This window comes from Myceligenerans salitolerans, assembly GCF_017349295.1.
Lineage (GTDB): Bacteria > Actinomycetota > Actinomycetes > Actinomycetales > Cellulomonadaceae > Myceligenerans > Myceligenerans salitolerans.
The window spans coordinates 63,614-84,758 of the sequence record NZ_JAFMPK010000045.1 but is presented as its reverse complement, the minus strand read 5'-3'; the positions used below and the strand labels follow the sequence as shown (position 1 = coordinate 84,758).

22 protein-coding genes and 2 pseudogenes are annotated in these 21,145 nt (G+C 66.6%); 15 read left to right on the top strand and 9 right to left on the bottom strand.

Annotated elements, in window-relative coordinates; translation table 11 throughout:
* Window positions 1-73: 73 nt before the first annotated feature.
* The 5 genes and pseudogenes from J0911_RS12810 to J0911_RS20455 all read left to right on the top strand — a co-directional run bounded on the left by J0911_RS12810 (window position 74) and on the right by J0911_RS20455 (window position 2,799).
* A protein-coding gene (locus J0911_RS12810; RefSeq protein ID WP_372434853.1) for an IS3 family transposase occupies window positions 74-1,308 on the top strand; the annotation gives its coding sequence in 2 pieces (ribosomal slippage) (window positions 74-401 and window positions 401-1,308; 1,236 coding nt in all).
* Between the two features lie 9 nt (window positions 1,309-1,317).
* Window positions 1,318-1,974: pseudogene (locus tag J0911_RS21355) on the top strand (NsdA family TPR-like regulatory protein); the annotation flags it as partial.
* 4 nt (window positions 1,975-1,978) lie between these two features.
* Window positions 1,979-2,296, top strand: a complete 318-nt coding sequence (locus J0911_RS12805; RefSeq protein ID WP_207275855.1) for a hypothetical protein — start codon at window positions 1,979-1,981, stop codon at window positions 2,294-2,296.
* Between the two features lie 176 nt (window positions 2,297-2,472).
* Window positions 2,473-2,625, top strand: a pseudogene (locus J0911_RS21315) (NUDIX hydrolase); the annotation flags it as partial.
* Window positions 2,626-2,634: 9 nt separating this feature from the next.
* The gene (locus J0911_RS20455) at window positions 2,635-2,799 is read left to right on the top strand and encodes a hypothetical protein (RefSeq protein WP_242636687.1); all 165 of its coding nucleotides are present in this window, start codon (window positions 2,635-2,637) and stop codon (window positions 2,797-2,799) included.
* A gap of 203 nt (window positions 2,800-3,002) precedes the next feature.
* Here the strand turns inward: J0911_RS20455 and J0911_RS12795 are convergent, their stop codons facing one another.
* Together J0911_RS12795 and J0911_RS12790 are read right to left on the bottom strand one after the other, a co-directional pair.
* The gene (locus J0911_RS12795; protein ID WP_207275853.1) at window positions 3,003-3,350 is read right to left on the bottom strand and encodes a hypothetical protein; all 348 of its coding nucleotides are present in this window, start codon (window positions 3,348-3,350) and stop codon (window positions 3,003-3,005) included.
* A gap of 78 nt (window positions 3,351-3,428) precedes the next feature.
* The gene (locus J0911_RS12790; RefSeq protein ID WP_207275852.1) at window positions 3,429-3,749 is read right to left on the bottom strand and encodes a hypothetical protein; all 321 of its coding nucleotides are present in this window, start codon (window positions 3,747-3,749) and stop codon (window positions 3,429-3,431) included.
* Window positions 3,750-3,948: 199 nt separating this feature from the next.
* Between J0911_RS12790 and J0911_RS12785 the strand changes: the two genes are divergently transcribed.
* The 7 genes from J0911_RS12785 (at window position 3,949) to J0911_RS12755 (ending at window position 10,029) form a co-directional block, all read left to right on the top strand.
* Window positions 3,949-5,220: an HAD family hydrolase gene (locus J0911_RS12785; protein ID WP_307865064.1), complete on the top strand. Its 1,272-nt coding sequence runs from the start codon at window positions 3,949-3,951 to the stop codon at window positions 5,218-5,220.
* Complete coding sequence (locus tag J0911_RS12780; RefSeq protein WP_207275850.1) at window positions 5,217-5,624, top strand: hypothetical protein; 408 nt, start codon at window positions 5,217-5,219, stop codon at window positions 5,622-5,624. The genes J0911_RS12785 and J0911_RS12780 overlap by 4 nt, the downstream gene beginning before the upstream one ends.
* Before the next feature lie 468 nt (window positions 5,625-6,092).
* Window positions 6,093-7,319, top strand: a complete 1,227-nt coding sequence (locus tag J0911_RS12775; protein ID WP_207275849.1) for a cytochrome P450 family protein — start codon at window positions 6,093-6,095, stop codon at window positions 7,317-7,319.
* 122 nt (window positions 7,320-7,441) lie between these two features.
* Complete coding sequence (locus J0911_RS12770) at window positions 7,442-8,716, top strand: cytochrome P450 family protein (RefSeq protein WP_207275848.1); 1,275 nt, start codon at window positions 7,442-7,444, stop codon at window positions 8,714-8,716.
* Window positions 8,713-8,970, top strand: a complete 258-nt coding sequence (locus J0911_RS12765; RefSeq protein ID WP_207275847.1) for an HAD family hydrolase — start codon at window positions 8,713-8,715, stop codon at window positions 8,968-8,970. Before J0911_RS12770 ends, J0911_RS12765 begins: the two co-directional genes overlap by 4 nt.
* A gap of 139 nt (window positions 8,971-9,109) precedes the next feature.
* Window positions 9,110-9,640 carry a hypothetical protein gene (locus J0911_RS12760; protein ID WP_207275846.1) on the top strand — a complete coding sequence of 177 codons (531 nt, stop codon included), beginning with the start codon at window positions 9,110-9,112 and terminating at the stop codon, window positions 9,638-9,640.
* Window positions 9,637-10,029 carry a hypothetical protein gene (locus J0911_RS12755; protein WP_207275845.1) on the top strand — a complete coding sequence of 131 codons (393 nt, stop codon included), beginning with the start codon at window positions 9,637-9,639 and terminating at the stop codon, window positions 10,027-10,029. Before J0911_RS12760 ends, J0911_RS12755 begins: the two co-directional genes overlap by 4 nt.
* Before the next feature lie 542 nt (window positions 10,030-10,571).
* On the opposite strand, the gene J0911_RS21310 is transcribed toward J0911_RS12755, so the two are convergent.
* Genes J0911_RS21310 through J0911_RS12740 form a run of 3 tightly spaced genes read right to left on the bottom strand, consistent with a single transcriptional unit; the run spans window position 10,572 to window position 12,319 of the window.
* Window positions 10,572-11,141 carry a DNA-methyltransferase gene (locus J0911_RS21310; protein WP_372434879.1) on the bottom strand — a complete coding sequence of 190 codons (570 nt, stop codon included), beginning with the start codon at window positions 11,139-11,141 and terminating at the stop codon, window positions 10,572-10,574.
* A gap of 3 nt (window positions 11,142-11,144) precedes the next feature.
* Window positions 11,145-11,591 (bottom strand): DNA methyltransferase, encoded by a 447-nt coding sequence (locus J0911_RS21305; protein WP_207275843.1) that lies wholly within the window; start codon window positions 11,589-11,591, stop codon window positions 11,145-11,147.
* Window positions 11,592-11,617: 26 nt separating this feature from the next.
* Window positions 11,618-12,319 (bottom strand): hypothetical protein, encoded by a 702-nt coding sequence (locus J0911_RS12740; RefSeq protein ID WP_207275842.1) that lies wholly within the window; start codon window positions 12,317-12,319, stop codon window positions 11,618-11,620.
* 297 nt (window positions 12,320-12,616) lie between these two features.
* Here J0911_RS12740 and J0911_RS21155 point away from each other — a divergent pair, with 297 nt between their 5' ends.
* Window positions 12,617-13,540, top strand: a complete 924-nt coding sequence (locus J0911_RS21155; protein WP_207275841.1) for a toll/interleukin-1 receptor domain-containing protein — start codon at window positions 12,617-12,619, stop codon at window positions 13,538-13,540.
* Between the two features lie 372 nt (window positions 13,541-13,912).
* Complete coding sequence (locus J0911_RS12730) at window positions 13,913-14,575, top strand: hypothetical protein (protein ID WP_207275840.1); 663 nt, start codon at window positions 13,913-13,915, stop codon at window positions 14,573-14,575.
* 150 nt (window positions 14,576-14,725) lie between these two features.
* Here J0911_RS12730 and J0911_RS12725 read toward each other — a convergent pair whose 3' ends face one another.
* Both J0911_RS12725 and J0911_RS21300 read right to left on the bottom strand, forming a co-directional pair.
* A complete protein-coding gene (locus J0911_RS12725; protein WP_207275839.1) occupies window positions 14,726-16,738 on the bottom strand; it encodes an SIR2 family protein in 2,013 nt (670 codons plus the stop codon).
* 696 nt (window positions 16,739-17,434) lie between these two features.
* Entirely contained in the window at window positions 17,435-18,205 is a 771-nt protein-coding gene (locus J0911_RS21300) for a TIR domain-containing protein (RefSeq protein WP_372434877.1), read from the bottom strand.
* Window positions 18,206-19,055: 850 nt separating this feature from the next.
* Here J0911_RS21300 and J0911_RS12715 point away from each other — a divergent pair.
* On the top strand, window positions 19,056-19,835 hold the full coding sequence (locus J0911_RS12715) for a hypothetical protein (protein ID WP_207275837.1): 780 nt from the start codon (window positions 19,056-19,058) through the stop codon (window positions 19,833-19,835).
* An 82-nt stretch (window positions 19,836-19,917) separates the two neighbouring features.
* On the opposite strand, the gene J0911_RS12710 is transcribed toward J0911_RS12715, so the two are convergent.
* Both J0911_RS12710 and J0911_RS12705 read right to left on the bottom strand, forming a co-directional pair.
* The gene (locus J0911_RS12710) at window positions 19,918-20,358 is read right to left on the bottom strand and encodes an HNH endonuclease signature motif containing protein (RefSeq protein ID WP_372434878.1); all 441 of its coding nucleotides are present in this window, start codon (window positions 20,356-20,358) and stop codon (window positions 19,918-19,920) included.
* Between the two features lie 284 nt (window positions 20,359-20,642).
* Window positions 20,643-21,062, bottom strand: a complete 420-nt coding sequence (locus J0911_RS12705; protein ID WP_278186807.1) for a DUF4259 domain-containing protein — start codon at window positions 21,060-21,062, stop codon at window positions 20,643-20,645.
* Window positions 21,063-21,145: the final 83 nt, after the last annotated feature.

Here is a 21,145-nt window from a genome sequence, read left to right as displayed (position 1 = left end):
GGGGCTTCCCCCTGAGTAGTGGACACGCGAGAGACTGGACCTGGTTTGGTCCGGAGGAAGCGAGTTCACCGTCATGGTGCGGAAGTTCTATCCGGAGGAGTTCAAGGCCGACGCTGTCGAGCTGTACTCCTCCACGCCGGGGGCGACGATCAAGGAGATCGCTGCTGACCTGGGAGTTCACGAGGGAACCCTGTCGAGGTGGTTGCAGGCCGCTGGTGTGACGTCGCCGACGGCGGCTGGTCGGGCCGATGACGGCGGTGGGTCGAGCGGGGCGGGGGTGCCTGAGACGGCGGCTGAGGAGCTGGAGCGGCTGCGCGCGGAGGTCAAGCGGTTGCGGGCGGACAAGTCACTGCTGGAGACCGAGCGGGAGATCCTGCGCAAGGCGGCGAAGTATTTCGCGGGCGAGACGACCTGGTGAGCCGTTTCCAGTTCGTCGCCGAGTTCCATGACACCTACGGGGTGAAGCGGCTGTGTGAGGTCCTGCAGATCGGCAGGTCTTCCTACTACAAGTGGCGTGATGGCGCTGATCGTCGGGCCGAGCGTGTGGCGGCGGACGCCGATCTGGCCGCGAAGGCGTCCGCGATCACCGCGCAGTTCGATGGGACCTATGGGTCCCCGCGGGTGACCGCTGAGCTGCGCGACGCCGGGGTCGTGGTGAACGCCAAGCGCGTGGCCCGGGTGATGCGCGAGCACGGGGTTGTGGGGGTCCACCTGCGCAAGAAGGTCCGCACCACGGTCCCGGCCAAGGACGCCCCGAAGGTCCCTGACCTGCTAGAACGCGACTTCACGGCCGACGCGCCGAACCGGAAGTACGTCGGTGACATCACCTACCTGCCGATCGGGGATGGGCAGTTCCTCTACTTGGCCACGGTGATCGACTGCTTCAACCGGCGCCTGGTCGGCTGGCAGATCGCCGACCACATGCGCGACACCCTGGTCATCGAGGCCCTCGATGCGGCCGCCCGCGAACGAGGCTCGTTGGCTGGGGCGATTTTCCACTCCGACAACGGCCGTCAGTACTGCTCGGACGACTTCCTCGCCGCGGCCGGGCGGCACGGGTTGACCCTGTCACGCGGCGCGGTCGGGACCAGCGCCGACAACGCGCTGGCCGAGAGCTTCAACGCCGCGCTCAAGCGCGAGACTCTCCAGGGTGAACGCCGCTGGAACGGGGCCCGGGAGTGCAGGAAGTCCGTGTTCCGGTGGGTCACCCGCTACAACACGCGACGACGACACTCCTACTGCGACTACATGAGCCCAATCGATTTCGAGAATACTCACCTCGCCACTACAATGCCGATTGCTGGTTAACACACCGAGGTGTCCACCATTCGGGGGGAAGCCCCGCTGTTCGATCCTCGCGATCACGACACGTCGCATCATGGTGCGCGGCGTGTCACGCCGGCCGAGGTCGAAGAACTACGCATACGGCAGGTGCAGTTCCTGGAACTCGATCGCCGTCACGGCGGAAGCCAGTTCAGGCATTCTTTGGCGGGGTGGCTGCACCGTAAGGTCGAGCCGATGCTCCACGGCACCTACGACGATCGCACTGGACGGCAGCTGTTCGCGGCTGCCGCCGAGCTGACCGGGCAGTTAGCCTTCATGAGTTACGACGCTGGTGAACACGGTCTGGCTCAGCGGCAGTTCGTCCAGGCGTTGCGCCTGGCCAAGGCGGGAGACCATACGGGATTCGGCGCGCATGTCCTGGCGAACATGTCGACGCAAGCCGTCTACCTCCAGCATCCCGGGGAGGCAGTACGGCTCGCGAGAGCGGCGGTCGACAGCTGCCGCGTCCTACCCGTCGTGATGGCTCGCCTCCACACCGCCGAGGCTGCTGCACACGCTGACGCCCGCGCCTGCATCGATGCGCTCACCAGAGCAGAGGACGCCATCGAGCGAACCTCCGACATTGATGACAGGCCAGCCTGGGCCGGCTACTTCACCCGCGGGCACCTCGCCGGGACCGCGATACGCAGTCTGCGTGACCTGGGCCGCACCAAGGATGCCCTCAATTACGCGGACCAAGCCCCTGGACCTGCGCGAAGACAGTGTGCGTACCAACGCCCTGCACACCGCGCTGATCGCCAGCGTCCACGCGACCGGAGCATCTACCGACCCCGAACGCGCCAGCCAGCTCGGCCACCATGCCCTCGACATCGCCGGAAACCTTCGCTCGCGCCGGGTCGGCGACCGGATCACCGATCTCGCACGCCGCCTGTCCAGCTACCGCAGTTCTTCTCCCGTGGCTGGCTTCCTCGCCCGCGCCCACGACTATGTCTCGCTGTCCGCCCATCGGTAGAGTCGCCACGATGACGTGGGTCGAGCCGGAGAAGTGGTACGCGCAGTTGGCGAGCTTCCATGCGGCCGCAGCGCTCTTCTTCACCGACGACGCCGGGCGCATCCTCCTGGTCAAACCCAACTACCAGTGACCACTGGGCGTTCCCCGGCGGATACGTCGAACAGGGCGAGACGCCACACCTGGCCGCAGTCCGCGAACTGTCCGAAGAACTCGGCCTGACGCTGCCCATCGGCGACCTCCTGGTCATCGACTGGGCCTCACCGGCAGGGCCACGCCCCCGGGCTCTGATCAACTTCGTCTTCGACGGCGGTCGGCTCCCCGACGCGCACCACATCCGCATGGACACCGACGAGCTGGAGACCTTCGGGGTCCACGACCCGGAGCACTGCAAGCGTCTGCTGCCGGCCCGCGTCGCACCACGTATCGATGCCGCGCTCGACGCCCGAGCGAAGAACGCGACCGCCTACCTCATCGACGGGGAGCCAACTCCGCCTAAGGGCTGATCGCCCGCCAACAACGTCGTCACTTCGCCGCTGCGCGACATCGTTGTGGCGGCGCTCGTCGGGCGTCACCGTCCGACGTCAGCCGGAGCTGGATGAGCGGGCGCATCTCGCCGAGTACCGCCCGACGTCGTGCTCCGGGACAGGCCTACTCATCGCGCGGCAACCGGTCCATGCTGCGCCGCCGTGGGATCAAGGCCGTGATCCTAGGCGAGGAAGTCCGTGACCTCGTTGATCACCGCACGGTAGGCCCCGTCGACGTCCCTGAACTCGGGGCAGAAGGCGTAGATCTCTCCGTCAAGCAGGCAGTCCACGTCTGCCCAACCGCCCGCCCAAACAACCATCTCGAACTCGTCGTCGAGGGCGTGTTTGCGCAGTCTGAGCCCCAGCGATTCCGGAACGATGACGTGTGAGCGATCTGCCGTGATCGGTTTTGGCCAGCCCGGCGCTTCGTCACGCCAGGTCAGCGGCCCCACGAAGGTCGTGCGTTTCCACTCCTCGACGACCGGTAGCAGCCGGTCAGCGAGGACATCGAGGTCGACGAGGTGCTCCACGGGCAACATCCTGCCCTGTCAGTGTCTGGGAGATATCGCTTGACGGAGCCGGGCCTCCATGAGGGTCGTCGTTGGCGCTCATCGCCACTGCTCCCACATCGCAACTGCCTCTGAGGCGGCTACCGCATCGCCCAGGCGAGTCGTCTCCGGCCACGGTGGCGACTCCACGCGGCTTGTCCATGTCGGGTGGACCAGCGCAAATGTGCCATCGATCAGGCTGACGATGACGTCATCCGATGGCCCGAATCGCGCTTCAACGCGCACGATCTGCCCCGCCAACTCGTGGTCGGGACTCAGCTTCAACTCGATCTCGTGAAGCATTACCGCGAAATTGTCATCAGCGTGCGGGTCCGAACCATCACGACTCCACCACTCGTCCGAGAGCTTGAGGAAAACCACGCGCCGATCATGCCATGGCAACGGTTGGGAGAAATGCTATGGAGCACTTCCCGCTCAAACGGCGGGCAACAGATTGCCGCGCACCGGTGCGTTGAATGCCCTCCTCGCACGCATCAGGCCGGGCAAGAGTGGAACGCATCAATCAGGCGTGCCGCTCTGACCTGAGCCACGGGTGCGGGCCGCGCCGAGAGGAGGAGCCATGAGGAAGCTCAAGCGGAGCTCCGAGTCGCTGGTTCGTGCGTTGGACGTCGTCGGTGAAGCGCTGGCGAAGGTCGGTCTGGATCGCGTCGAGGCGGTCACGTTGACCCGGAGCCGGATCAGTCTGTCCCCGGTCGACCTGGCCGACGGCGAGCAGATCGCGCGACTGCTGGGGTGCCCGTCCCCGCTGGACAACCGCTGCTCACTCCGGGCTTCACCAACTGGTCCGGCGACGTGGCCGGGTTCGAGGTCCACGTTCGCGCGCGGCTGCGCCGGCCGGGCGGGGCGCCAGCATGAACCGCGCCCACCGGCCTGGCCTCCTGATCCGGCTGTACCGGCGTCGTCCCCGACACGTCGCCGGTACAGCCCTGAGCTATCGCTACGACGACTGGAGTTCGACATGCTGACCAGCCCGCGTGAGTCCATCCCCCGCCGCCCGGTCAAGGTGGTGTTCCTCGACATTGACGGCACCTTGCTCCCGGCCGGGACGAGTAGCGTGCCGGATCGGACTCGTCGGGCGGTGGCCGACGTGATGGCCCGGGGGATCAAGGTGGTGCTGACCACGGGCAGGCCGGTACACAACGTGCTGCCCGTCGCCGAGCAGTTCGGCATGGGTCGGGGATGCTTCTTCATTGCATCGAACGGAGCGGTTACCGGGGTCATCACCGGCAACCGGCGGAACCCGTTCGAGCTCCTGGATCAGCGCACGTTCGACGCGCGTGGCGCATTCAGCGTCGCGATGGCTGCGCACCGCGAGGTGTGTATGGCTGTCGAGGTTCCCGGCGTCGGATGGCGGGTCAACACGCGCTTTGCGCCCGGGCAGCTCTCCGGTGAACAGGAGCTTGTGCCTGCGAAGCAGCTCTGGTCGGACGGTGAGGTCACCCGGGCGGTCGTCCGGGCACCGGGCGCCGCGGGCCTGGTACCTGACCTCGTGGACGCCGGATACACGGCGTATGCCGCGGGTCTGGACCACGTGGATGTTACCCGACGCAACGTGTCCAAGTGGACTGACGCCGACCGGCTGAGCAGGCGGTGGAGGATCGACAGATTCGACACCGCCGCCGCGGGGGACGGCGAGAACGATCTGCCCCTGATTCGTCAGGCCGGCTGGAGCTGTGCCATGTGGCACGCGCCCCGGCAGGTGCAGGAAGCCGCGAACTACGTGGCCGGGCCGGTTCAGGAGGAAGGCGTCGTTTCGTGGCTCGACTCCCTGGTCCTGTCCAACCGGGTTGCTCGCCCGCTGCCGGTCCGAGCGGGAGCAGGGGCATCATGAGCGTCGTCGAAGGCGAAGAGGACGTCGCGGCCGAGACCGCCGCTACCACGTCCGGTGAGAACGGCGCGGCGACGTCGGACCCGTGGACGCGACTGGTGGAGACGCTCTCGGCCCGCGTGGACGGATGGATGCTGCGCGGAGGCGTGGTGGCCGTGCGCGTCACGCTGGCCGACACCCGCTCGACCTTGGCCTCCTGCGAGATCTGGGCCACGTCCTCACCATGCACGGCGTGGGAACCACGCGGACCGATCGACGTGGCGGCCGGCTTCGCGATGCCCGACCTGGAACGTGCCGTCGTCGCGGCCGGGTTCATCTACCCCCAGACCGACGACTCCCGGCCCAAGTGGCGGGTGGACGGCAACGACAACAGCTACACGTTGGACGTGATGCGCCCATGCGAATGAACCGGAAGGTCGCGAGGCAGGTCGGGGACCTGAACGAGCAGATCCGTCTCGGTATGAGTGGGCTTTCGGCCAACAAGAACGCTCCGAGGATCCTTGTCCGTCGCGGCCGTAGTGCGGCGCTGGACGCGTGCGAGCTGTGGGGAATGGCCGGGCAGCCTCCGAGCCTGCGGCGACTGTGCGAGTTGCCCGCCGGGGTGGGCTTGGACATGCAGTTGATCGAACAAGCCGCAGCGAACGCCGGTTTCGCCTTTCCCACGATCGATCCGGGTCCCCGCGGACGCTGGCGCCGCATTCAGCCGCCCGGTTCGCCGACCGTCTGGTTCGAGCTGGACCTGCTGCCCTTCGACCCGCCGCATGCATCAGCCCGGGAAGCCAGGATGGACGGTGGCCGCGTTCCCTCTGGCCGTACGGAGCCGTACATGCCGAGTCCGCTCACACGACGTCGAACCCACAGAAGGTGACCCTCTGATGACCCCTTCACCTGCTCTCACCCTGGACCCGACCGGTGGCGACATTCACGGCGAGATCGAGCGCGTGCGCGCCCAGGGCCCGCTGGTCCAGGTCGCGTTGCCCGGCGGTCTCGCGGCGTGGATGGCCACGGACTACGCGGTGATCACCAGCCTGCTGACCGATCAGCGTGTCTCCAAGGACGCCGCCCAGCATTGGGCCGACCTGCGCGCAGGAAACGTGCCGCCCGACTGGCCGCTCATGCCGTGGATTGCGAAGTCGGGCATGTTCACCGCGCACGGCCGCGAGCACCGACGGCTACGACGGCTGGCGGGCGGTGCGTTCACCCAGCACCGCGTCAACGCGCTGAAGCCGATGATCCAGGACATCGTGACCGGCACCCTCGACGACGTCGCCTGCCGCCTCGACCAGCCCGGCAGCCCGACGGCGGACCTGCGCGAGACGTTCTGCTTCCCCATCCCGATCGAGACGATCGGTGCCCTGCTGGGCGTGCCGGACGACCTGCTAGCTCCGATCCGCTCGGGCGCCGACGCGCTGTTCGATACCGCGATCACGCCCGACCAGCTCGCTGAACGGTTCGGCGACCTCAACATGGCGGTCGCCGAACTGATCACCCGCCGACGGCACAAGCCCACCAGCGACCTGACCAGCGCCCTGATCCGCGCCACCCACGACGGCGCCGGCTACAGCGACGACGAACTGATCGAGACCGTGCGCGTCTTGGTGGTCGCAGGCTACGAGACGACAGTCAACCTGCTCGACCAGGCCGCCGTCGCGCTCCTGGCCCATCCGGAACATCTTGTTGCTGCCCGCGAGGGCTGCATCTCGTGGGAGGACGTGATCGACGAGACTCTGCGCTGGCGCAGCCCCGCTGCCAACCTTCCGCTGCGTTACGCCACCGAGGACATCGTCATCGACGGCCTCACCATCGCCGCCGGAGAGGCGATCCTCACCTCGTTCGCCGGCGCCGGCCGCGACCCGCAGGTGCACGAGAACTCGCACGTGTTCGACCCGACCCGAACCACCCGACAAGACCATCTCGGGTTCGGACACGGGGCACACCGCTGCCTGGGCGCACCCTTGGCCGTCCTGGAAGCCGCGATCGCGCTACCCGCTCTCTTCGACAGGTTCCCGAACCTGACCCTGGCCGAGCCCGCAGCCGATCTGCTCGCGAACCCCGGATTCATCACCGACGGGCACGCACGTGTCCCGGTCCGCCTCGGCTGACCAACCCCAACACACCGAAGATCCGCACCCCCAACCGCCTGCCCGAGTACTCCCTATCGAGCGCCCGGGCAGGTGCCCCCTGCCCGAAACCTCACCGATCGACCTTGCGAGGACGACGACTCGTGCACGCATCTCCCTGGACCGGCGTCCGCCTGGACGACCTGACCGGTCTGACGCCCCTGGCCGCCACCACCGCCTCCCACGACCCCGGGCCGATCTACGCTACCCTGCGCGAGGCATGGGGGCCGGTCGCCCCCGTCGAGCTATCCGACGGCGTCCCCGCGTGGCTGGTCCTGGACTACGCCGACGTCGTACGGGTCCTGCGCGACCCGGCCACGTTCACCCGCAACGTCGCCCGCTGGCGCGCGTTCAGCGATGGCCGCGTCCGGCCCGGGACGGGTCTACACGCCTTCTTCTCACCCCGCTCCAACGCCTACTACACCGACGGCGACCAACACACCAGACTGCGCGCCGTGGTCGACGACACCTTCGAGCGCGTCGACGAACGCCTCCTGGCACGCGAAGTCCGGCGCGCCTGCGATCGCATCCTTGACGACGTCGCCCCGCACGGCACCGCAGACCTGGTCCCCAGCTACACCGCACTCGTGCCGGCCCTCACCGTCGCCGCAATGTACGGACTCGGCCCCGAACGCGCGGCCGACATGCTCCACTGGGCCAGCGACATCTTCTCCGGCACCGAACGCGCCATGCCCGCGTTCCTCGCGCTCAACACCATGCTGCAGACCGAGATCGACTGCCGCAGGGTCCACCCCACCGGCGACGTGCTGTCCACGATCGTGCACCACCCGGCCGGCCTGAACGCCACTGAACTGCTCGACACCGCGCAGATGATCCAGTCCGCCGGGCACGAGATGTCGGTGGCCTGGACCACTACGACACTGGCCCACCTGCTTGCCGACGCGAACTTCGCCGGACGTGTGGCCGGTGGACGGCTCGGCGTCGACGAAGCACTCAACGCCGTCCTGGTCCATGTCTCACCCACATGGAACACCCCATGCCGGTTCGCCACCGCAGACGCCGAGATCGCCGGACGAACCATCCGTCGCGGCGACGCTGTCGTGACCGCCGTCGCCGAAGCGACGCACTCGGTGCATCGTGACGCCGACCAGATCTGGAGCGCCGACAGCCGAGCACACCTCGCATTCGGTGCCGGGCCGCACCGCTGCCCGGCCGACCGGCTCTCGAGGATCATCGTCAAAGTCGCCGTCGAGCAAGTGCTGATCCGGTTGCCCGGACTGCGGCTCACCGTCCCAGCAGACGAACTCGGCTACGGCACCTCACTGTGGTCACGATCCGCACCCCAACTCCCCGTCACCTTCCAACCCACCAGGTCGTACATGCACCCTCGTCGGTCGGAAGGCCTCTTCCAGCAATGACACGGCCTACCGCGAAGAACACCTCGAAAGCCGCCGCGCTGGAGCAGGGATGCCTCACAATCGGTATCGACCGCGACGCCACCATCGGGGTCGGCGACGGCCTGAACGACCTGCCCGCGTTCGCGTGGGCCGCCACCGCCGTGGCCATGGGGCAAGCAAGCGATCAGCTCCTCGCCGCCGCCGACCTCGTGACCGCGCCTGTCGACCAGCACGGCGCCGCCCACGTCCTTCACGCCCTGGCGGTCACCCGATGAGCACTCCACCCACGGGCGCCCCGACGCCCCGGACACCCGGCCGCTGCCTTCCTCTACCCTGGCGGCTCTGTCTGAGGACGGGCATCTGGTCACCCGGTCCACGCTGGCCGGGCTCCCTGCCACCGAGGTACGCGTCATCGTGACCCGAACCTGCGGCCGCTTCGACGTGGTCGCCTACGCCGACCTGTACGAGGCCGAGCCCGTCACCACGACAGGGACATGCACCGTGCAGGTCCAAGACGACCTCTACGCTCTTGCCACCCACGCCCGCCCGGCCCCAGCTCGCGCGTGGCTGACAGCGCTACGTACCGGGCAGGTCACCACCTGGACCAACGACGTCAGCGAGTACCCCCACCTGAAGAACTGGATCCTGGCCACCAACCCCGATGGCCTGTTCACCGCGACCACCGAGATCGGTACCGGGATCGGCCTCGGCGCCACCGCAAACGACGGCGACGGCGACGGGGCAGCGGACGTGGCAATGCTCTGCGGCACGCGACTGATCACACGGCCCCAGGCCACAGCCACCGTCGACCGTCTTCGGGCGCTCGAGACGGCATGGCGGGCCGCAGGAGCCCCACGGGCCCAGGACCTGACAGCCGTCCTAGTCCGCGACCGTGACAGCTTCCACGTTCGGCTCGACCTCCCCGACACGGGAACGACCCGATGACCCGGCCGGTCGACCTCCATGCGCTGATCGCTCAGATCCGCGCCGCCATCACCCAGATCCCACCCGGGCCCGACGTCGTCGTCCATGCCATCCACGGCGACGGGCATGCGCTGACGGCGTGCCACCTGTTGGCCGTCTCCAGCGGTGAGCGGCCGACCGCACGCCTGGCCGCGCGCCTTCCGGCGGCCATCGGGACAACGATGCGGCAGGTCGAACACGCACTGACCGCGTCCGAATACACCTACGCCACCACCGACCTCGGGCTCCGCGGCGCCTGGAGAGCCACCCGGTCAGGCACACACATCCTCCGGGTACACCGCGACGCTCCCGACGAGCCCCGCACAGCACCAACGGCCCACCGAGACGCGGAGCCGAACCCCGACATGTGAAGCCGTGGTACTCCGACCGCCGAACAGACGAACACCGAAGGAAGGAGACAAGAACCATGACACCCGAGTGGGCCAGATACACCGCAACGCATCCCGGGGGCGGACCGGCGGTCCTGCCGCCGTCAACCTTCCTGACCTACCAGACACGTTCGAACGTTGAGCCCGGCCAAACCGGTAGAGCAGGCCACAGCAGATCCGTGGGTCTACCGATGGTCTGGATGCCGTCCAGCCTGCTAATCCGGTGGATGTTCCGACGTCCCAACCGCGCCTGGGGCATGCCCGCCGCAGCCCTCGCGAGAACGTTCCACGCGTTGTGTGTCGTGCTTTTCGAGCATGCGACCAGCGGCAACGACATCTATATCCTCGGGATGCTCTGGGGGTTGTGGAACATGACCAAGTTCGCCATTGCCGGGCCTCTCAGTGTCGTCGCGCTGGTCGTCGGGCGTCTGATCGCACGATGGCGCCGACCGCGAACGGGCGCAGCCCGTGTGTGGGCTAGGCGCCCTGGCGGGGCGCAGCCAGATTCAAGAGACCTCCTGCCGTCACCACGTGCTCGTCCCCAGATCCAGTACTCCTTGCTGCAGCCGCGTACGCAGCGACAGCTTGAGGTAGTCCCGGTTCAGATCGATACCGACGAAGCGTCGGCCGCTCTCGGTCGCGGCCAGACCCGTGGTGCCTGAGCCGGAGAACGGGTCCAACACCGTGCCACCGGGTTGACAACTGGCGAGGATGCACCGCCTGGCCAGCGCCGGCGGCATCGTGGCGAAGTGAGCCTCCCCGTACGACTGGGTGGCTATGGTCCACACGTCGCCGGGATTGCGTCCGCGCTCGTGGACCGCGGTGTGCGCGACACCCGTCGCCTCCATGAGAGGCTGAGGCGCGGCGACGCCGCCCCAGGGACGAGCGATCGTGTTCGGCTTGTTCGCGTGACCGCTGCGGGCTCGCCGCGACGGCGCGCGGCCTCCGTCGTACTTCTCGCGGATCGCGTCGAGGTCGAACCAGTAGCGCGGCGCCTTGGAGAACAGGAAGACGTGCTCGTGCCGGTTGTTGAGCCGGTCGGTCACGCTGTGCGGCATGCCGTTGGGCTTGGACCAGATGACGTCGTTGCGCAGAATTCAGCCGTCATCCTGGAGCGCGAGCGCGACGCGCCACGGAATGCCGATCAAGTTCTTCGCCGACGGCATACCCGCCCGGATCGAGCCCGTGCCCGAAGCGCGCAGACGGTTCCCGCCACGCTCAGTGACCGTGCCGTGCAGACCCTGTCCAGCCTTGCCCTGCGCGCCCCAGGAGCCGGCGTACGAATCACCCAAGTTAAGCCACAATGTGCCATCATCGGCTAGCACTCGCCGCGCCTCGCGGAAGACGCTGACGAGCGCTGTAACGAACTCGGCCGGCGAGTCCTCGGCACCTAGCTGTCCCTCTACCTCATAGTTTTTCAACCCGAAATAGGGCGGCGACGTCACGATGCAGGCGGCCGATTGCGACTTCAGGCGGGCGAGTGTCGCTGCCGCGTCTCCGTGGTACAAGATCACGGTCGCGTCGGCATAGTACGGCTCGAGCATTCGCGGCCCCTTCGGTGCGAGTGAGTTCACAACTCCAGGCCGTCCGGACTCGGCTCGTCGGGCAGCTCGAAGAGGAACGCAGGTGTGCCGTCCACAGCCAGGGCCGCGGGGTGCTGGGCGGGCGCCGGGTCAGGTAGAGGTCGTTGTGTGCGCTCTGTGAGGCAGGAGGCTTTGGTTCCGGTGGCGGCGTAGGCGCAGGGCACGGGCTCCCCGTGGTGCATGCCGGAGCAGGAGATCTCACCGACGACGCGGTCCTTGCGTGCCAGAGTTCGCCTGCTGGTGGCTTCCAGGGCATCGATCGAGGAACCTTCGAGTGCCTCGTGGTGCTGGGTCAGGTCACTGGCCGGCGGCATGTCGGGAAACGCGGCCTCCCACATCCGGAAGTAGAGGCCAGCAGCGGGCGAGCTCAACGGAGTGGCCAGACTGGCTTCGCAGCACGCGCAGCACACCTCGGCCGCCGTACCGGGTCGGGTGTCCTGACCGGTCGCGAGCCGGTCCAGGAGCTCCCGGTAGTGCGAACGGCTCACGAACTCGGTCGCCATCAACCGATGCGTGGGTATCAGGAGCCCGAACCCGTGATACAGGAGATCACTCTGGTCCGGGTGTCGTCTGATCGCAGCGTCGATCTCGTCCTCGGCCCACTCGATCTGCTCCAGCGTGGTGCTGATCAGGTCGGCGGACGCCTGCAAGATCGCGGACAATGGATCGGTCGGACGAGCATCGGACATGACAGATCGACCTCTCGGAGCAGCGTCAGGGTGACGGCTGTGCCGGTCCGGTCCTGGCGCAGGGCGGGCATTGTTATCCCAGAGGTGTCCGCCCTGCCCCGCCGACCCGATCCGCGCTCTGGCCGAGCAGGACGAGCGCGTCGCGCCCCATCCGTGGATCGTCGAGATCTCGGCCCTTCGCGCGTTGCTGCAAGCCTTCGGGGGCGAGCGCGGCGCGGACGACGCGGTCCCTGCGGCAGTGTCAGTGTCCTCGCCTACCGTTGGAGCGGATCGTGACCCGGCGTAGGGAGGTCTGGCGTGGAAGACGGCAGTGTAGAGATGGCATCGGCGGGTGTTCCGCCCCTGGATACGTCGCAGGTGCCACGAGGCGAACGGGTTACTCGCGTGCTCGTCGATGCCATCGCCGCTGGCGACGATCGACTTGAACGCCACTACCTCGAAATCAAGGGCACGATCGACCTGACGGGTGCGCGGGATCGTGCCAAGCTCGCGGAATCACCCACAGAGAACTTCAAAGACGAGCCATTAGGAAAATTCATGCCAGTAAGGCGAGTTAGGGGCACGAGAACAGTTCGCGTCCAGGCGAAGGTTCGAGTGAGTCAAAGGCGAGTTCCCGCCCCACCCACGCCCGCGCAGCGTCGAGCGATCACGCAGGTTGATCAGGGCGTGAAGAAGTTGGAAAGCGCCAGCAGGGCACTGGAGGCAGCCGCTCGTCGCGCGCGTCCGAGGGTGACGTACACGCCGTCGGAACAGATGTCGCTAGCGCCGATCGCGCTGCAAGCTGAACAACAGGCGTCCAGGCACCCAGACCGTCGGGATGTATTCCTGTGCCATGCCTGGGATGACCGCGAGGGCGTCGCCAAGACCCTCCATGACCTTCTTGAGAGTTTTGATGTCGCGGTTTGGTTCTCCGAGAAGGACGTTGCTCTGGGGACGAGCCTGATCCGGGAGATCGACCGAGGCCTCAAGATGTCGCACATTGGCGTAGTCCTCGTCACACCCAACATGCTGAATCGTCTCGATTCCCAGGGCATCGCGGACAAGGAGCTCTCAGCCCTATTGGCGACCGACCGCGTGATTCCAGTCGTAGACGGGACATCGTTCGAAGCGCTCCGCGACGAGAGCCCTCTCCTTGCGTCGCGCTCCGGCCTCTCGACGGAAGAGAACACACTCGAACAGATCGCCATCAAGATCGCGGACGCGGTTCGACCTAGAATCTAGTGTGGTTGTGCACCTGAGCCTGTGCCGCTGGGCTGCAGCGCGGCCCTCCCGGCCTCCAGGAAGCTAGCCTTTCACCGTCTGATCGACTGCTCGGACACCTGCTCCTACGAGCGGCCTCCGCGATCGACACCTCACCGGCCAGTACCCACAACACGATCCGCTGTGCCTCGGCGAACCAAGAGGGGTGGTGGCCCTGGCCCGTGATGGATACGCCCGGCATCACGGGCTAGGGAACTTTCGTTGCGTCATCGCAGGTGTTCCGGAAGAGTCGGACCTCCAACGTCGATGGCCGAGGGAAGGGAGCAGATGGCGAGGTCTCGATCGGCGATGAGGCGGCTGTGGCGCGAGGTGCGGGGAATATGGGATGTCATCATGCGACCCAACTGGACCCTGTCGCTCGTAATCGTCGGACTCGCTGCGATCCTGGGACTCGGGGCACACATCGCTCTCATAATTCTGGGACTACTCGCCGCGATCGGCTGTTTCCTCGTCAGCTCCTCGGCACTGGGAGTGAACCCCTTCAACCCGATCACGGTATTCACCAGCATGTTCAAGAAGACGACCGTGACGCACTACGTCGTGTCGCTCGTCGCCCTTGCTTGCGGCATTGCGCTCATGCTTTTCGCGATGAGACTGCCCGGCGTGGCGCAATGGATTGCCAGCCGTGTTGACGGTGACCCTGATCTGATGACCTGCCTGCTCGTGTGCGGGGCAGCGCTGATCCTCTGCTCGCTCCAGTGGGCCTACTGCGGTCTCCAGGTACGCGTCCTGTGCCAGGCGCCGGCCGAGATGCTCGAAGAGTTTGAGGTCGACGCGAACGAGGGCTGGGAAGTCCGGCGCCGCTTCCGCTACTGGGCCTCCGCCGTCGAATTCCTCGCAGTCACCTTCGTGACTTTAATCCCGGCAGCCGTGCTGTCGAACTGGGCTTGGAACATGCTCGCGTCTGTCATCTTCCCGCTCTTCCTCCTGTCGCTCAAACACGCTCGGACTGAGCAAGCGAGTCGAGGCGAGACTCGGCTCAGCGCCCAGGGATGAGGGAGTTGGGTCTGCCCCCTGGTTCGAGATGCTGGGGAGGCACGTGGGTGGCATTTACATTCCAGCACCGGATTTGACTCAAAGCTCTTTGTGGTAGCAGCGCAGTCTTATCGAGCGTTCGTGATCTCGCGCCGAGCCGATGCGTGGGTCTCAAAGGGCTGGCACCTGTTGTGTGTCGACCCAGAGGTATCCGGGAATGGCACCGCCTCCCGGTGGTAGAGATTGCCACGCCCGCTCAGTACCGAGTCGTCCCACTGCCAAGGAGACGGCCTCCAACACGACGTTCAGGCCCTCGGGGGTGCCGTCGCCGAACTTTGCCTGTACCAGGGGATGCTGCAGGCCTTCGCGTCGCACCTCGGAGAGCAGCCATTCCACGGCGGGGGCGACACCGTGATCTCCGAGGCGCGAGGTGTACCGCACATGAGCGCCGATCACGTTTGCGAGGTAGGCCAACTTCTCCAGTGCACGGGCTTCGTCCTCCAGTGCCTCACGGAGCCGCTGTCGCGCATGCTCTACGTGATCGTTGTCGGCTTCCGCGATCTCTCGCCGTGCGTCGGCCACCTTGCGCCGCTCCGCCGCGAGCGTGTTTCGTCGGGCATCCAGTGATGCGTCGGCGCCCAGGCCTTCGACCATCGCGAGAACGTCGGCCAGTTCCCACGCTTCTTCGTAGGCGCGTTCACCCAGGCTGAGGTGCTCGACGAAGATCGGATACAGCGCCTTGAGTGCCCGCGCGGAGGGGGCATTGTTGCCGGCATGGTTCCTTGCCGCCAGCAGTTGCTGGCTCAGCGTCTTGTCCTGATCAGAGTGTCGTTCGGCTGTCGCATGCAGCAGTTGCCTCGACAACGCGAATCGGCCAGCAGCGACCGAGCCGACGAGAGCAGCCTGGTACAGCATCGTCCCGCACAGGCGAGGCAACGCCAGCAAACGCACAACGCCGTCCTCGGACCGGTCGGCGGAGAATCGGCGCATGTCGTCGAACCACCATCGGTCCGTCCGCTCATCTCCCCAGTACACCGCCGCTGCGACCAAGCCTGCTGGGATCAGGCTCGCCTCGATCAGTCGGCCGACAATCTGGGGATAGCTCTCTCGGCCCAACTCAGTGATCGGCCGGTGCAGGTCTGGATGCTCGCGCAGGCGGGTGAGTTCCTCGCGTAGCCGGTCGTGAGCGCTGATCGCGACCCGGTTGCCGCCCAGTTCGCGCTTCGCGGTCGTGACAGCCTCCGTCAGGCTCAGCGGGTGTCGCGCTTGCCGGTCGGCGATCGCAGCGACGGCATCTGCCAGGCGGCCGACCTTGCCATCAGCCGTCCCACGGATTCGGACGAACTTCTTGCGGTCTGCCAGCGCAGATGCTTCGTGCTGTAGCTCGGCGTAGTCGATCCAGTAGGACGTATATCGCTCCAGCAGGTGGGCATCGACCAATGCACGCAACGCCTTGTCGTACTCAGCGGACCAGCCGACGGCGAGTAGCGCGTGGTCGCGTAGGACGCGTGCGATGAAGTCGTCGAGGCCGTCACCGTAGACGGCGAGCTCGCTGTCAGTGTTGCGCATCGCCAGCGGCGAGAGGTAGTCGCCATGCAGGTGCACCACAACGGCTCGCAGCGTATGCAGCGGCGGCAGGCCGGCGAGGTCTTCGACCGTGCGCGCGACGACCGGTTCGATGCCCACCTCGCGCAGCGCCTTCTCCATCAGGTGGTCGAAGTTCAGGGTCAGGAATATGCGAAGCTTGCCGGTCTTGGCCAGACGTGCCAGGGAGCGGTGCGCCGAACTTGGCTTGGGCGCTGGCGCCTCTGGGTCGACGGACTCGGGCTCGAAGAACTCGCGCATGAGTGCCTGACGGGCATCCGGAGTCGACGCCAACATCTCCAGTAGCGGGCCATACTCTGCCTCGACACCGAACCGCTTCTCATACCACTGGTGCGGCTCTTCCAGCAGCTCGGCAGCCTCGGCGCGGGCGATGCGCCGGATCAGCTCCTGCTGCACCCCCCAGGCCGACGGCACGCCCGCCGAGATCGAAATCCCGGCCCCGAGCAACACAGCGTGAGAGCCGGGCGTCGCGTCCAGGACGCTCGCCAGAGTCAGGATCGAATCGAAACTCGTGCCACGCGCGGCCTCTTGCCCAGGCGCGGTTCTCTCGTCGCTGGCCGCGGCGGCGTGAGTCGTCATGGCCAACAGATAGCAGGTCACGCCCCGTGATGGCTGCCGACACTCTCAGCGTGCACAGGCCCGCCGAAACATCTTCGCGCTGGCGAGACCCTACTGAGACTCAACTGACTGTCCCGAGCACGCCCCCCATCTATGCGGCGGACGAGGGGTTACGCCAGTCTTCCCTGCCTCGGCGCGCTTCCCCTCGCGTCGTTCGTAGAGCGTTCCTTCCAGCTCCAATGCACGCCATTTCGCAGCCATGAACTCGGTCGGGGAAGGCTCAGCCAGCTGAGCGTCTCGGTCAAGACGATCCGTCGGCGTATCGCAGATGGATCCGTGCGCGCATAGCGCGTCGGCAGGTTGATCTCGATCGACCTGAACGAACTCCGCAGGGCACTGCTCGTCGTGATCGACAACCGACGGCGAGCAGGCTGACATTGGGCAGGGCCACCGGGTGGTCCCGCCCAGTCTCGCGGCGCGCCGGACAACGGTGATTCGCGTCGATCACGTAGGCTGGCTCCGTCGCAGAGCCATAGGTGGGCTTCACCGCCCAGGTGGCGGGTTACGGGGCAAGCGCCCTCACCACCTTCGGTGACAGCGAACGAGGCGCAGCATTCCCCTCAGGGGCTCTCGGTGGAGCCCGAGTTGGAGCGCCGTCCCCCTGCAGGCCAGGGCCGCCATGGCACAGCCAGCGCAGGGGGACACGCCGCCTCGGCGCTAGTGCGGCGACTCGTCCACGGGCCTGCGAACGCTGTCGTTCACTCGCAGGCCGTCCGCCCGTACTTCCCTTGCGAAGCGCCGCAGTGCTACGCGGGTAGCGTGCGGCTTCCCTTTCGTTAGCGTGTGAGCACGTCCCCGCGGGCTGCGGAGCCTCAGGGTCGTCGGACTGTTGGTCCGCACTGTCCAGCCCTGCGCCACGGCGCTGGCGCAGAGTAGGTCTACCTCCAGATCGAGAGCAACGGCGTCAGCTGTTCTGCTGGTACCACTGGCTCCACGGCTGGATCGCGTGCGAGGTCCTTGGACTTGGATCTGCTGCTCGATCTGTAGCACTGCAGCGTTGACAGCGGCGCGCTCGTTTCCGTCGCTCCGATTCTGGTAGGGCAAGTTCGTGAGTCCCAGAAGGTCCGAAGGGATTTTAAGGTCCCTGCTCGTCGCCAGTAGATATGCGCGCTTCCTACCAAGGGCCCCGAGGAAGATGCCTAGCTCCAGCAAGACGTTGTCCCGCATGGATGGCTCCTCAAGCCCGCGACTCTGCACCTTGTCGTCAGCCGTGGCAACAAGCACGGCGAAGTCAGCCGATTGGGCTTCTCGTGTTAGCGAATCCAGGGCGTACCCGCCTGGCTCGAACACGTTCACGTCCCAGCGAGTGACCTCGCAGGCGGAGTGGCTCTCCAACTCGGCTTGAAGGTTGCGTGCGATTGAACGCCCTTCGCTCGACGAACCGATGAAGAGACGGACAGGCTCATTGGTAGGCACAACACATACCATAGGGCCTCATTTCAGAACGACCGGGCACGGAGCTCGCGCCAGGAGATCACGGCGCTGGCCAGGTGCACGAGTCCGTGGTGGAGGTCGGCGGGGATGTCGCAGCGGGTGGGCACGCGTTTGAACTGGTGGGGCGGGCGAAGGCGCGTTCGACGCCCCAGCGTTTGGTGCCCAGTCCGGAGCCGTGGGCGACATCACGGGGGGCGATACGTGGGGTGCGGGCGCGCTGGCGGATCTGTGGCTGTACTTGTCGTAGTCATAGCCGCGGTCGGCGTACAGGATCTGGGGCATGCGCCAGGGCCCGCCGACCTTGTCCCGGATCGCGGGCAGGGAGTTGATCAGGGTCAGCAATTGGGTCACGTCGCGCCGGGGATGCCCCGTAATCGAAATGGTCGTCGAGCGGCTGAGGGTTGCGGTTCGAGTCGATCCACCATCCGTCCACACGGGCGGTCGCGGATGCCTGAGTCCACGGCAGATCCACACGGTCGTTGATCGACAACGCCAGTAATTGACGGCCAATGCCCGGTACGAAAGAATGGCTCTTGGAAGACCGAGATCCGCAGCATTCCGCGCTTCTGACGCTCTCACCAGAGACACCGTACCAACATGCCGTGATCCCGCCGGAAGGCGTGGAGATTCGACCCGGCCTGAGAAGGCTGGCGGTTCGAGGCACTGTGGAGCCCCGTCAACGGTTGACTTATGCGCACGATGCCCGTTTTACGTGGGCGCAGCGCCCCGCCGAAGCGCTCATCGGGTCACCCGGTGAACCGGGCCGGCCGCACCGGGTGCGCTGGCTCCAGCGTGCATCGGCGTCATGTCGGCAATGGGGTAGAACGGGCACATGTACTTTACGTTGGACGCGGAGACGTTTGAGCTCACCCCTGACATGGTTCGAGCCAGCCTCGATGGGCACGTACCCGGGCCGATCAGTGAGTACTGGGTCCAGATCGACGGTATGCGCTGGCCGGTCAAGGAGGTCATCTCGATCGCGACCGGTGTCGCCCGCACGCGGTTCAACTCCCAGGCAGCACGCCGCTGGCTTCCCCAACTCGGATTCACCGTCGGTAGCGACGTAAGGAGCACAGACACAAGGGGTGCGGCGCCGCGAATGCGGTCGGCGCGACGGGTGGGCGTCGATGTTGCTGCGCTGGAACCGCTGGACCAGGTCGACGTCGCGGCTCGGTTCACCTGGCTGCTGGCCGGAGAGGTAACGCTCGATGAGGACGGGATCCCTGCGTTCCCCATGCTCCCCGACCGGCCAGGGCTCTACCGCTTCGACTTCGGGCGGGACGAAGAAGGCACCCGGGTGATCTATGTCGGTGAGTCCGTCTCCATCCGCCGTCGCGCGAGCAACTACCGCAACGCGAAGACCGACCGAAGCCAGGAGCGTACGAGCCGCCGCATCCATAAGGAAATCGTGAGCCACCTCGGTCGCGGCGGAACGATCACCTTCGCGATCGCGGACGAGGTAGTGCTCGTCTACGGCGGGCCCGTCGATCTTCGCCTTCGATCCGGACGACGGCTGGCGGAGAACGCCGCGGTGCTGGCCTCCCAGCTCGACCCCGCCGTGGCGGTGCTCAACATCGACACCGACCTGACTGAGGACGACGGCCTGGTGGGCGAGACCCGTTGAGAGGACTCCGATGCTGTGCCGGTTGTCGGCATCGCCGACCTGTCGGCATGCTGAAATGGCCAAGCGCCAGCCCGCTGAGGACTCAACTGCTGCCGAGCGGCTCGGCGGCAAGCCAGCGTTGCACGAATACGCGGCCTTCGGCCGTAAGTCGGTATGGCTGTTCCAGCATCCCCGGGGTTACGAACATCGCGGATTTTCTGGGCAACGGCTCAAGGAGCGCGTCCTGGATGAGGTACATGAGCAGGATTTCTAGGTTGCCGAGTAGGTTGATCGTGTCCTCGTCAGGTCGATCCGCGAAGTGGAGCAGTACGCGGCGTTCCAGGTCTCCGTATCGTTGGTTGATGACGCTGAGGTTCGCCTTGTACTGCTTCATTGCTTGCCGATCGATCGGCGACTTGGGGGCGTCGTAGCGGGCGTGGCATGTGGGGCAGAGCGCAATGAGGTTGTCGAACGAGTGGTTATTGACGACTGACCACGGCACGATGTGTGCGAGCTCGATGGGCACCTGTCGGCAGGTGGGGATCGCGCATCGATGACCGGCCTCGACGAGGACGTCGCGGCGGAGCTGCGCGGGGATGTCGTCGCGACCGATCCGAAGGTATCCCGAGGTTCGGGCGCATGCGGCTGAGCACGGCATCGATCCCGCGCGGGTCGCCGTCGGGGTGAGAGTCTTCCCGGACGAGCGCGGAGTCCAGGCCGCCGAGGGCAACCTGGCAACCTGCAAGCGGGGCAGGTCCGCGTGCCTTCCGTCTCGCCACCTGAGCCCGGTCCGACGCCAGCCTGACGACCACCGCGTGGAGCACCTGATCAGAGCAGCGAGCCCTGGCCTTCGACGGCCGTCAGGATGTTGCGGAGTTCTGCCACCGACCTGATAGCTCGTTCGGCCCACCCGTTGAAGCTGTCCGACTCGGACCACAGCTCGAACTCCTCCGAACCAGGCCCGAGGACGCGCGGGGCGTGTTCGACGAGCCAAGCTGCCCTTGTGTCGTCGACCACCGCGCTGATCGACTCGGCCGTCAGCCCTTCGGTCACAGGCAGCTCGCGCAGGCCTCGGGTCGCGAGTGTGGCCTCTACGAGCATGAGGGCTTCGGCGCCGGCGTCGTGCTCGATGTAGTCGTCGTCGAACATCTCGACCAGGTCGTCGAACGAGTACTGGCCGTCGGCCAGTAGGGCGGCTGCGTCCATCGCGGTGTCGTTGTCATACGGTCCTGTTCCCCAAGCTCCCATGCCGCAGAACCTAGCGCGGCTGTCGGACAGGCAAGCCCTGCGACAGCGGCCGCCGGAGCTGTCCCGGCTGTGACCGTTCGGCG